Raw genomic sequence first — 11,270 nt, forward strand, 5'->3', positions numbered from 1 at the left:
AATTCTAGCGATGGCGCTTCCTTCAAGATCCCTGCGGATTCGATCCGTTCGGCGGCGACGGGAGGATGATGTGGCTATGTCGCACCTCTCAGCCCTGTCGCGGCCGCTGTTCCACGACGCAGATCAGAATTTTGAAGCCAAGGTCGTTCTCGGGTCGGTCGGCGCGGGCGCCGGCGATCTGGGCGAGATCTTCGCCACGCTCGCGGCCATCGAGGATGGCAAGCGGGAGTCGTGGGTCAGAGCCTGGTTCGCTCGAGCCCAGGCGACGCAGCAGCTCGCGGAGGTCTCGACCAGCAACGGGCGGAACGCGACGGCGGCCGCCCAGTGGCTGCGCGCATCCGCCTACTACGGCCATGCCCTCAACGCGATCGCCGCGATCGGCGACGCCGACGGCTACGCCAACGCCTTCGCCCTGCACCGTTCTGCCTGGGATCGCTTCGCAACGCTGCGTGCTCGGCCCCTCGAACGCCTGTCGATCAGGTACGGCAAGGGTTCCCTGCCCGGCTACCTGCAGCGACCGGATGCGCCAGCGGCGGCGGGTGGTGCGCCCCTGCTCGTGCTCGTGAACGGCAGCGACGGCACGCTCACCGACCTCTTCGCGACGATCGGGGCCGCCGCCGCAGCCCGGGGCTACGCGGTGCTGTACTTCGACGGCCCGGGCCAGCAGAGTCAGCTCGTCGCCGGGTCGCGGTTCAGGCCCGACTTCGAGGCGGTGCTGACGCCGGTCATCGACCACGCGATGGGGCTCAGCGGCGTCGACCGGTCGCGGGTCGCCGTCTACGGCGTGAGCCAGGCCGGCTACTGGGTGCCCCGGGCGCTCGCCTTCGAGCACCGCGTGGCCGCGGCGATCGTCGACCCAGGCGTGACCGATGTGTCGACCTCCTGGGTCTCGCACTTGCCCGCTCCCATGCGCCACGAGCTCGAGAAGGGCGACTCCAAGCACTTCGACCAGTACATGAAGCTCGGGCTCGGCCACAGCGCGGCGGACCGTGCGATCTGGAGCTTCCGCGCCAAGCCATATGCCGGCACCGGATACTTCGCCGTCTACCGCGAGGTCGAGCGGTACCGCCTGACGCCGGAGCTCGCCGCGGCCATCGCGACCCCGCTGCTGATCACCTCGCCCGAGCACGAACAGTTCTGGCCTGGCCAGTCGGAGCGCCTCGCGGAGCTCGTGCCCGACTCGGAGCTCGTGCCATTCCGTGCGGTCAACGGGGCCGACTCGCACTGCGAGCCGCTGGCCAGGACCGCCGTGAACGAGGTGCTGCTCGACTGGCTCGACGCGCGCCTCGAGCACCGCGCGGCGCCGACCATGGCCGGCGCGGCGCTCGCCTGAGCGCGTCCGGAGCCTGAGCGCGTCCGGCAGCTACCCGTTGCGCTTGGCGACGAGCCCGTCCCTGACCTGGCGCCGGAGCACCTTGCCGATGAGCGACTTCGGCAGCTCGTCGACCTGCACGACCCGCTTCGGCACTTTGTAGGACGCCAGCCGCGAGCGGCAGAAGTCGCGCAACGCATCCGCGTCGAAGGTCGCCCCGTCGCGCAGCACCACGGCGGCAGTCACATCCTCCCCGCCCGATGAGCGAGGGAGCCCAACGACGGCGGCACCCTCGACGTCGGGGTGGGCGGTCAGGGCCTCTTCGACCTCGGACGGTGACACGTTGAAGCCGCCCGTGATGATGAGCTCTTTCATGCGATCGACGACGGTCACGAACCCGTCCTCAGACACGGTGACGATGTCGCCGGTCCGCAGCCACCCGCCGGGAAGCAGCACCTCACGGGTCTCGTCGGGGCGCTTCCAGTAGCCCTGGAAGACCTGGGGTCCTCGGATGAGGAGCTCGCCGGATTCACCGAACGACCTGTCGACGCCCGGGTCGTCCGGGTCGACGACGCGAATCTGCGTGCTCGGGAACGGCACTCCGACGGTGCCAGGGCGTCGGGTCGGACCGACGGGGTTCCCGAGCGCCACCGGCGAGGTCTCGGTCATGCCGTAGCCCTCGACGAGGAGCCCGCCGGTGACCTCCTCCCAGCGTTCGACGGTCTTGACGGGCAGGCTCATGGCGCCGGAGATGGCGAAGCGGATGCTCGTGAAGCTGACGCCCTTGCGGGAGGCGGCCCTCGAGAGGGCGTCGTAGATGGGTGGGACGGCGGGGAGGAAGGTGGGCGGCGAGGTTTTCGCAGCGGCGACCACAAGGTCGACGTCGAACTTCGGGAAGAGCACGAGCCTCGCGCCGATACTCATCGCGAAAGTCAGGCAGAGCGTCATGCCGTAAGCGTGGAAGAGCGGGAGGACACCGTAGAAGACCTCGCGGCCCTCGGTGAGGCCGGGCACCCAGGCGCGCCCCTGGGCTGCGTTGGCCCGCAGGTTGCGGTGGGTCAGGATCGCGCCCTTCGGGTTGCCCGTGGTGCCGCTCGTGTACTGGAGCAGGGCGACGTCGTCGATCGCGGGGCGCGGCACGCGCTTCGAGATGCGCTTGGCGCTGGCGACGCGGTTCCAATTGAGGACGCGGCGGTCTGACGGCTTCGCCGTCATGGCGTCGCGCGATTCCCGCGCTTTGGCGACGGGGAGCGTGAGCGCGATGCGCTTCGTGAACGGGAGCGCCGTGGTCATGTCGACGGCGACGATCGTCTCGGGCACGACGTCGCTCGGCAGCTCGGAGATGAGGTCGGCGACCTTGTTCCACACGATCGCGATCTTGGCCCCGTGGTCCTCGAACTGGTGCCGCAGCTCGCGGGCAGTGTAGAGCGGGTTGTGCTCGATCACGATCGCTCCGAGGCGCAGGGCCGCGTAGAAGGCGATGACGTGCTGGGGGCAGTTGGGAAGCACGAGCGCGACGCGGTCGCCGAGGCCGACGCCGAGCTTGCGGAGGCCTTCGGCGGCCCGGGCCACCTGCTCGCCGAGCTCGCCGTAGCTGGTCTCGGCGCCGAAGAACTCGAGGGCGGGGCGCGAGCCGAAGCGCTTCACGGCGTTGTCGAGTAGGTCGACGAGCGACTCTCGCACTTCGGGGATGTCGTGGGGCACGTGCTCGGCGTAGGCGGCCTGCCATGGGCGGGCTGCGAGAGCGGATGCGTTGCTGGTGTCGTTGGCGTCGTTCACCGGGGTCCCTTCGACGATCACGGCTGCGCGCACAGCGGTGCGCTCGAAGCTTAGGCCGCGCGACTTGTGCTCGAGCCGTGCGTGGGGCGCGAGGCGGGTGCGCATCCGCGGGCAAACGAGATCTGAGTGAAACCCATAGTTGTCCCATAGAAAAGTGCTTCAAGCTACAACCATGAAGAAGCCATCGAAGAAAGCCACTATCGGCATCGTCATCGCGGCCGTCGTCGTGGTGATCGGCATCGCGGCAGCGGTGTTCGGCCCCATGATCTACCGCGACGTGATCGCCGAGCCTGCCGCAGAGGCGCCGGCACTCGAGATCGAGTCGACGACCCCGAGCACGGCGGATGCGGGCACGCTCGCTGGCGAGTGGACGGTCGGCGCGGGCTCCTACGCGGGCTACCGCGTCGACGAAGTCCTCAACGGCACCGATGTCACGGTCACGGGCCGCACCGAGACCGTGTCTGGCAGCCTGACCACGACGGAGACCGAGCTCACCGCGGCCGACATCACGGTCGACGTGGCGTCGATCGCCACCGACGAGGAACGCCGGGACGAGTACTTCCGCAGCGAGGCGATCGACACGGCGACGAACCCGGAGGCCACGTTCACGCTCGACGAGCCGGTCGCGGCGCTCGAGGGGCTCGCCGATGGCGCACAGGAGACGATTCCCGCCACCGGCACCCTGACGCTCAACGGTGTGAGCCAGCAGGTGACCGTCGACATCACGGCTGGCCTTGACGGCGACAACGTCCAGGTCGCGGGAAGTATCCCGGTGACCTTCGCCGACTACGGGGTCACGGCCCCGAACCTCGGGTTCGTCTCGGTCGAGCCGACGGGCGACATCGAGTTCCTGCTCGTCCTCGAGCGCAGCTGAGGCAACTTGCGCTGACGTCCCGCTGATTTCCCACTGACCGCCCGCTGACCTCATTGCGTGACGAAACCGATCGCCCCGGCCCCACAGGGTCCGAGGCGGTCGGTTTTGTCACGCGTGGTGGTCTTCAGGTCTCGCGTTCGAGGGCGTCGAGCTTTCCCTGCAGCACGCGACGCTGCTGCTCGTTGGCGGTGAGCTCGACGGCGACGTTCAGCTCGGAGCGCGCTTCCTCGGTTCGGCCCAGTTGGGTCAGCAGCTCTCCGCGGATGCTCGCGAGCAGCGGCCCTCTGCCGAGGGACCCGGATGCGCCCAGTTTGTCGACGATCGCGAGGGCGTTTGCGGGTCCCGTCGCCATCGACACGGCGACGGCACGGTTGAGCTCGACGATGGGGCTTGGGGCGAGACGTCCAAGCACCTCGTAGAGCAGCACGATCTGCGACCAGTCGGTGTCTCGCACGGACGGGGCCACGGCGTGACGTTCGGCGATCGCGGCCTGCAGACAGTAGGTGCCTCGTCCCTTGCCGAGTGCATCAGCCCTCGCCAGCAGTGCTCTGCCTCGGAGGATCGCTGACCGGTCCCAGCGACGGCGGTCCTGGTCGGCGAGCAGGATCGGAGTTCCGTCGGCCGCCTCGCGCGCCGCGAATCGGGAACTCTGAAGCTCCATGAGGGCGAGCAGCCCGAGCACCTCCGGCTCGCGCGGCAGCATGCTGCTGAGGGCTCGGCCGAGCCGCAGCGCCTCGGCGGCGAGCTCGGACCTCAGCCACCGGTCGCCGGAGCTGGCGGCGTACCCCTCGGTGAAGATGAGGTAGATGACGGAGAGCACGCCGCCGAGCCTCGACGCCCACTCGCTGGGATCGGGCGTCTCGAACGGCACGCGGGCCGCGGCGAGGCCCTTTTTGGCACGCACGATGCGCTGCTGCACGGTTGCCACCGGCAACAGGAAGAGTCGGGCGATCTCCTCGGTGGTGAGGCCGCCCACGATGCGCAGCGTCAGGGCCACCTGCGCTTCGCGCGACAAGGCGGGGTGGCAGGCGACGAAGATCAGGCGCAGCACGTCGTCGCCGATCGGCTCCCACGCGTCGCTCGCCGCCGCATCCGCTTCGCTGAGGTCGCGTGCGATGGCGCTGTAGCGTTCGTCGAGGCGCTCGCGCCGCCGCCACCCGTCGATCGCTTTTCGCTTGGCGACGGCGGTGAGCCAGGCGCCGGGGTTGGACGGGATGCCCGTTCCCGGCCACTGCGCGAGCGCGTCGGCGACCGCCTCCTGTGCGAGGTCCTCGGCCAGGCCGACGTCGCCGACCATTCTCGTGAGGTTTGCCACGATGCGGGCGCTCTCGATGCGCCACACGGCGTCGACGGCCGCGGCGGTGGGCGCCGCGGCGGCGCTGTCCGCCGCGGACGCCGTGCCCGCCCCGGACGCCGTGCCCGCCGCGGGCGCCGTGTCCTCGGCGCTCATATCCCCGCGGTCATGCTCGTCGCCCGATCTCCACGTGAGGCGAGGTCAGGCGCCGGCCTGCTGCTCGCGCCAGCCTTCTTCCTTGCGGAGGAACTCGTTGTCTTCGTGGCCCTCGAAGTCGCTCATGTCGGTGACGCGGCGCACTTCGAGCTTCGAGCCGGGACCTTGGAGTGGGGCGCGCGAGGCCCATTGGATGGCTTCGTCGCGGGTCGCGGTTTCGATGATCCAGAAGCCGTTGAAGAGCTCGTGGGTCTCTCCGTAGGGGCCGTCGGTCACGACGGGCTGCTCGCCGGAGAAGTCGACAACGAAGGCGGTGCTGAGGTCGTCGGCGAGGCCTTCGCCTGCAAGCAGGACGCCTGCTTCCATCATCGACTCGTTGTACTTGCCCATGGCGTTGATGATCGCCTCGAAGTCGGCGTTCTCGTAGGCGGTCTTGGCTTCTTCGGTGGCGCGCATGATGAGCATGAACTTCATGATGATTCTCCTTAGTCGCGGCCCGATCGGGCCGTGGACAGGATGCCGGTCGGCACCCTTCTACTATGGCGTCGAACAACGGCGGGCGAAATCGACACGGACGCAGTTTTTTCTTGAACGTTCTTCTCGTTCCGGTCGGGGCTTCCTCAAGTGGGCTTGCTAGCTTCCGGGCATGACGAGCGATTTCGAACCACGCGTCGACCGTGTTTCGCGGGTGCTTCCGGCGAGCGCGTCCACCGTCTACGGGGCGCTGCTCGATCGGGAGGCGCTTGAGGAGTGGCTTCCGCCGGAGGGGATGCGGGGCGCGTATTCGCGTTTCGAGCCGTGGGTTGGCGGGCGCAGCGTGCTTGAGCTCACGTATTCGACGCCTCCTGCCGGGGGTGGGAAGTCGAGCCAGGCGGCCGATGTGTCGGAGTCGCTGCTGGTCGAGCTCGTGGAGGGGCAGCGGGTCGCTCAGCAGGTGGTGTTCGACTCGGAGGATCCGAGGTTCGCCGGCACCATGACGATGGTGTGGGAGCTTGCGGAGTTCCCTGGGGGCACGTTGGTGACGGTGTCGGCGTATGACGTTCCTTCGGGGATCAGCCAGGCGGACCATGTCGAGGGGATCTCGTCGTCGCTCGAGAACTTGTCTGCGTTTGTGGGTCGCTCATGAAGCAGCAGGTGCATTTCGTGACGTTCGCGACTCGGGACTTGGGGGCGGCGCGGCGGTTCTACGTGGACGCGCTTGGCTGGGAGCCGCTGCTCGACGTGGAGGGTGAGATCGTCTTCTTCCAGTTGGGCGCGGGGCAGGTGCTCGGCTTCTTTGACGCGGTCAAGTTCAATCGCGACCTCGGTACGGGTGAGGACCGCTCGGAGATTTCCGGGGTGACGCTGGCCCACAACGTGGGGAGCCGGGAGGAGGTCGTTGCGGTCACGTCGGCGATGGCGGCAGGAGGCGGGGTGATGCTGAAGGTGCCCCAGGACGGTGACTTCGGTGGGGTGTTCCACGGGCTGGTCGAGGATCCGAACGGCGTCGTCTGGGAGGTGGCGCACAACCCGGGCTGGGGTGTGCTTCCGGACGGCACGGTCACGTTCGGGCAGCCCGACTGACTCGCGGTCTGGCGGGCGCCAGTCGTCTCGACGGGTGGCCCGGTTCGAGGTTTCGCGCGTGCCGGGTGTGGTCAGCAGCGTGGCTGTTGCGGGTGTTCGATGCAGTCGCCGACGGTGATGAGGGTGTCTGCGTTGAAGAGCTGGAGGGCGACGGTGGTCGAGGTGCGGTTGAGAGTGCCGTTCACGGGGATGCTGGTGCCGTTGCCGAGGGTTGCGACGGCTGCGTAGACGATCGTCACGGAGGCCTCGACGTTGGCTTTTTCTGCGTAGACGTGGCTTGTCAGGGTGGCGGTGAAGTCGTCTTGACCGAGGGCGGCCCAGGTGGCGCCTGGCGTGGTGGTTTCGCGGGTGGCTCCGTCGCCGTAGGCCCAGCGGTAGGCGACGGGTGTGAAGGTGACGGTTACCGGGTGTCCGAGGATGCTGCCGGTGGCGCTGTGCTGGGCGGCGTCCGTGTAGAAGTTGGTGTGGGATCCGACGATGCTCCACGTTGAGGGTTCTGCGGTGAGGGTCGCGGATGCGGGCGCGAGCGTCAGGACGTCGCTGATCGTGAGGCTCGTCGGCGGTCGTGGGGCGGCCGTCGTGGGGCCGCCTCCCCCGCCGGCGTCGCAGGCGCGACACAGAACTGGAGTCAGGAGGGAGCTCATGGGCGAGGCGAGGGCGCTCGCGCTGGGTGTGAAGGGAGGCGGGCCGCCGCTGGAGGAACCGTCGCCCGAGGAGCCGTCGCCCGACCAGTCGCCGGAGGAATCGTCGCCGCCGTATCCCTCGCCGCCGGACGAGTCGTAGGGCCCAGGATCGCTGACGTAGGTTTCCTCAACGTTCACGGTGACGCTGTCGCCGGAGTTGCTGGCTCCACAGCCGCCCAGCAAGAAGTCACTGCTATCGCACGTGGTTCTCTGTGCGTCAGCAGTGGATGGCACGACCAGGGCGGCTGTCGTGAGCCCTACTAGCAAGAGTTCGCGCCAGACCATGGTTCGCTCCCGTTCGACCTAAATCCATCAGCACTTCCAACAAACTCGAAGACCACCGGGAATCGATCAGGCACACCTGCGGCCCGCACGCTCAGACCAGACGCATCGACGATGCTGAAACCGCTGACGTCGTAGCAACCGTAGGCGCGAATCTCAATTTGCCCCTCGACCTGGACGACACTCTGGACGCTCAGACCGGTCGCAGCTGCAGCACCAGTTGCCGTCTGGCCTGCGGCCACCATCGCGTCGACAGAAGTACTGATAGAACTCATGTGTTCTTCGGTAGCCAGCGGTGCAAGAGTCTCCACCGCCGCCTGCCTCGTCAGCACTTCAGCTTCCGCCGCCAAGAACTTCGGCACCAGCTCCTCCACGATCGCCAGCGCTTCCTCGTTGGTGGGGAGCGTTGGCGCTGGGGCGGAGCTCGCGGCGGTGGGGCTGGGGCCGGTGGGCGCCTGCGCTGCTTGGGGCGCGCATCCGCTTGCCGCGAGGATTGTGGCGGCGCTGAGGGCGGCCAACAGCAATGCTGTGCTTGTCGGCCGCAGCTTCTCCCGTGAACGCATGGCGGAAAAGGTAGCCGTTCGCTGGACTTCGTGCAGAAGTTATCCACAGTTCGCGGTGGCGGGGCTGTGCTCGGTAGCATCGGCGGGTGACTACCCCTAGCGATTGGATTGAGCATCGTCGTGGAGACGGTGAGCTCCTCGGTTGGATGCGCCCGCACGAAGACGGCTTCGTGGTGATTGATCTTCTGGGCCGTGAGCGGTCGGGGGCGCTCGGGTGGCTCGAGGCGGAGACGCTGTTGGAGGAGACGGGCATGGGCTATCTGGCTGATGCCTATGAGGTGCGGCTCGAGGATGGAAGCTGGGCGCGGGCGCGCATCACTGAGGTGTCGGCGGTCCGTGTGCGGGTGAAGCGCGAGGACTGGGGCGACATCACGGTACCGACTCGCGAGTACTTGCTTCCTTTCCCTCCGAAGGATGATCTCCGGCCTCTGGGCGGCTCCTGACCGTTCGGCGGTTGCGGCTTCGGAGGTCGGCGGGGCGGGCTCCTGCGACGGGTGCCGGGTGTCGGGTGCCGGGTGCCGGGTGTCGGGTGCCGGGTGTCGGGTGTCGACCTCTTCGTCTGTGCCTTTGGGGTTGTGGCGTTGCTTGGTGTCGCATGCGGTCACAGTCTCGGGTTGCGGTCAGGCGCGTGTTCTTGGATTGTGTCGCGACGCGGCGAGGGCCCTTGCTCAGTGCGGGCAGCGAGTCGGGATCTGTCGCTTTTCTCCACGATGAAAGGTGCACGTCTATGGGTTACATCAAGGTCGGAACGCAGAACAGCACGGACATTGAGCTGTACTACGAGGATCACGGTGCCGGTCAGCCGGTGGTTCTCATTCACGGTTACCCGCTGAATGGGGCGAGCTGGGAGCGTCAGACGCGCGAGCTGCTCGCGGCGGGCTACCGGGTCGTCACGTATGACCGTCGCGGTTTTGGGCAGTCGAGCAAGGTCAGCGAGGGCTATGACTACGACACGTTCGCGAACGATTTGAACGTCGTCCTCGAGACGCTTGATCTTCGTGACGTGATCCTTGTCGGTTTCTCGATGGGCACGGGCGAGCTCGCGCGGTATGTGGGCCGGCATGGGCACGAGCGGGTCGCGAAGCTGGCGTTCTTGGCGTCGCTGGAGCCGTTCCTCGTGCAGCGCGACGACAACCCGTCGGGTGTGCCGCAGGAGGTGTTCGACGGGATTTCCGCGAATGCGAAGGGCGACCGGTTCGCGTGGTTCACGAACTTCTACAAGGACTTCTACAACCTGGACGAGAACCTGGGGTCGCGCATCAGCCAGGAAGTGGTGGATGCGAACTGGACGACGGCGACCCAGTCGGCGCCGGTCGCCGCCTACGCGGTGGTTCCGACCTGGATCGAGGACTTCCGGGAGGACGTGGCGGCAGTTCGTGCGAGTGGAAAGCCGTCGCTGATCCTGCACGGGACAAGCGACAACATCCTCCCGATCGACTCGACGGGGCGCCCGTTCCACGCGGCGTTCCCGGAGGCCGAGTACGTCGAGGTCGAGGGGGCTCCGCACGGGCTCCTGTGGACGCATGCCGACGAGGTCAATGAGGCACTGTTGAAGTTCGTGAAGTCGTAGGTAGCAGCGACGCGAGGCAGTCCGGTCGGATGCGCAGCCCTTGGCTGCGCATCCGACCCTTTTGCTGGTCCTCCGGTTCACGCCGCGTGCTCAGCTTCCTGTTGGACTCCCTGGTTCCTCCTCATGATCGGCGGTTCTGCTCCGGTCGTGGCACGGGGGTGTCCGTGGTAGCACCCCTGGTGGTGCCCGTGGGGTTACCCATGACCGGACCGGTGTTGCCTAGGCCGGGGCCGGGGCCGGGACCTGGGCCCGTGCCCGTGATGCTGGTTCTGGTGCTGGTGCTAGTGCTGGTGCGTGTGGTGGTTCGTCGTCGTGGGGTTCGCCGTCGCACGTAGTGCGGGGGTGCGGCGCTCACGTGCCATCGGCTGTCTGGTCCGTGGGTCACGTTTAGGCGTCCGCGGTGGACTTCGTGGTGGTGGAACGAGCACAGCAGGATGCCGTGGTTCACGTCGGTGGGTCCGCCCTCGCTCCAGGGCTGCGTGTGGTGGGTTTCGCACCAGCGGACGGGGGCCCTGCATCCCGGGGCGCGGCAGTGCTTGTCTCGGGTGAAGATCGCTCGGCGTTGGGCGGTGGTGAAGAGGCGGCGGCGCCGGCCGAGGTCGAGGATCTCCCCGTTCGGGGTTTGGCGGGCGACGCGCACGAACCCGTCGCACAGGAGCTTCGCCGCGAACGACGCGGGCACGGGCTCCCCGGTGCGCTCGAGATGCGGCACGTCTTCAGGCCGGGTCGCGCCGCCCGCGATTCCCGCGTCGGTGGTCACGACCACCAGTGTGGGCGCTTCCCCACCGATCCGGGGCGCGTTCGGCGACTCGGCGTAACTGGCAAGCACGGACGCGAGCGCGTCGATGCGCCGCTGCGGGGTCGTGCGAGCGTCCTCGAGCGGGAGATCGCTCTCGGCTTCGGCGTCGCTGCCCTCATCGCCCCCGAAGTTTGCGCCGCCGTCAAGGTCTGCGCCATTGTCCGCGCCACGGTCCGCGCCGAGCGCCGGCGCGACTGGCTCCCCACACCCCGACGCGGCGGCGGGGAACTCGACGGACCGGCGGGGTGAGAGGTGCGCGTCCAGCACCGAGATCAGCTGGTCACCCTGCTCGGGCGTCGCGACGAACTTCCCCGTGACCGCGCCGTCCGAGCGCCGCGACCACCACAACCCACGCTCCGCCGCGATCTTGTCGGCCCGAGGCTCGTCCCCATCCG

12 protein-coding genes are annotated in these 11,270 nt (G+C 68.2%); 6 read left to right on the forward strand and 6 right to left on the reverse strand.

Going from position 1 to position 11,270, the window contains the following annotated elements; genetic code table 11:
* The first annotated feature begins 76 nt into the window (after window positions 1-76).
* Window positions 77-1,333, forward strand: a complete 1,257-nt coding sequence (locus ACPYN9_RS08680; RefSeq protein ID WP_424465720.1) for an alpha/beta hydrolase family protein — start codon at window positions 77-79, stop codon at window positions 1,331-1,333.
* 30 nt (window positions 1,334-1,363) lie between these two features.
* On the opposite strand, the gene ACPYN9_RS08685 is transcribed toward ACPYN9_RS08680, so the two are convergent.
* Window positions 1,364-3,196, reverse strand: a complete 1,833-nt coding sequence (locus ACPYN9_RS08685) for a long-chain-fatty-acid--CoA ligase (RefSeq protein ID WP_424465722.1) — start codon at window positions 3,194-3,196, stop codon at window positions 1,364-1,366.
* 67 nt (window positions 3,197-3,263) lie between these two features.
* On the opposite strand from ACPYN9_RS08685, the gene ACPYN9_RS08690 reads away from it, so the two are divergent.
* Entirely contained in the window at window positions 3,264-3,965 is a 702-nt protein-coding gene (locus ACPYN9_RS08690; protein ID WP_424465724.1) for a YceI family protein, read from the forward strand.
* 124 nt (window positions 3,966-4,089) lie between these two features.
* Here ACPYN9_RS08690 and ACPYN9_RS08695 read toward each other — a convergent pair whose 3' ends face one another.
* Window positions 4,090-5,415, reverse strand: a complete 1,326-nt coding sequence (locus ACPYN9_RS08695; protein ID WP_424465726.1) for an RNA polymerase sigma factor — start codon at window positions 5,413-5,415, stop codon at window positions 4,090-4,092.
* A gap of 45 nt (window positions 5,416-5,460) precedes the next feature.
* The gene (locus tag ACPYN9_RS08700; protein WP_424465728.1) at window positions 5,461-5,889 is read right to left on the reverse strand and encodes a YciI family protein; all 429 of its coding nucleotides are present in this window, start codon (window positions 5,887-5,889) and stop codon (window positions 5,461-5,463) included.
* A 172-nt stretch (window positions 5,890-6,061) separates the two neighbouring features.
* Between ACPYN9_RS08700 and ACPYN9_RS08705 the strand changes: the two genes are divergently transcribed.
* Both ACPYN9_RS08705 and ACPYN9_RS08710 read left to right on the forward strand, forming a co-directional pair.
* The gene (locus ACPYN9_RS08705) at window positions 6,062-6,541 is read left to right on the forward strand and encodes an SRPBCC domain-containing protein (RefSeq protein ID WP_424465730.1); all 480 of its coding nucleotides are present in this window, start codon (window positions 6,062-6,064) and stop codon (window positions 6,539-6,541) included.
* On the forward strand, window positions 6,538-6,978 hold the full coding sequence (locus ACPYN9_RS08710; RefSeq protein WP_424465732.1) for a VOC family protein: 441 nt from the start codon (window positions 6,538-6,540) through the stop codon (window positions 6,976-6,978). Before ACPYN9_RS08705 ends, ACPYN9_RS08710 begins: the two co-directional genes overlap by 4 nt.
* A 71-nt stretch (window positions 6,979-7,049) precedes the next feature.
* Here ACPYN9_RS08710 and ACPYN9_RS08715 read toward each other — a convergent pair whose 3' ends face one another.
* Together ACPYN9_RS08715 and ACPYN9_RS08720 are read right to left on the reverse strand one after the other, a co-directional pair.
* Entirely contained in the window at window positions 7,050-7,799 is a 750-nt protein-coding gene (locus ACPYN9_RS08715; protein WP_424465733.1) for a hypothetical protein, read from the reverse strand.
* 122 nt (window positions 7,800-7,921) lie between these two features.
* Window positions 7,922-8,305, reverse strand: a complete 384-nt coding sequence (locus ACPYN9_RS08720; protein ID WP_424465735.1) for a hypothetical protein — start codon at window positions 8,303-8,305, stop codon at window positions 7,922-7,924.
* A gap of 287 nt (window positions 8,306-8,592) precedes the next feature.
* Here ACPYN9_RS08720 and ACPYN9_RS08725 point away from each other — a divergent pair, with 287 nt between their 5' ends.
* Window positions 8,593-8,949, forward strand: a complete 357-nt coding sequence (locus ACPYN9_RS08725; RefSeq protein ID WP_424465736.1) for a hypothetical protein — start codon at window positions 8,593-8,595, stop codon at window positions 8,947-8,949.
* Window positions 8,950-9,233: 284 nt separating this feature from the next.
* Window positions 9,234-10,076, forward strand: a complete 843-nt coding sequence (locus ACPYN9_RS08730; protein WP_424465738.1) for an alpha/beta fold hydrolase — start codon at window positions 9,234-9,236, stop codon at window positions 10,074-10,076.
* A 121-nt stretch (window positions 10,077-10,197) separates the two neighbouring features.
* Here the strand turns inward: ACPYN9_RS08730 and ACPYN9_RS08735 are convergent.
* Window positions 10,198-11,270 (reverse strand): DUF222 domain-containing protein (locus tag ACPYN9_RS08735; RefSeq protein ID WP_424465740.1); only part of this gene is annotated, 1,073 nt, incomplete at its 5' end.

Origin of the sequence: Pseudoclavibacter helvolus, from assembly GCF_049707175.1 — a bacterium.
GTDB classification, from domain to species: Bacteria; Actinomycetota; Actinomycetes; order Actinomycetales; family Microbacteriaceae; genus Pseudoclavibacter; species Pseudoclavibacter helvolus_A.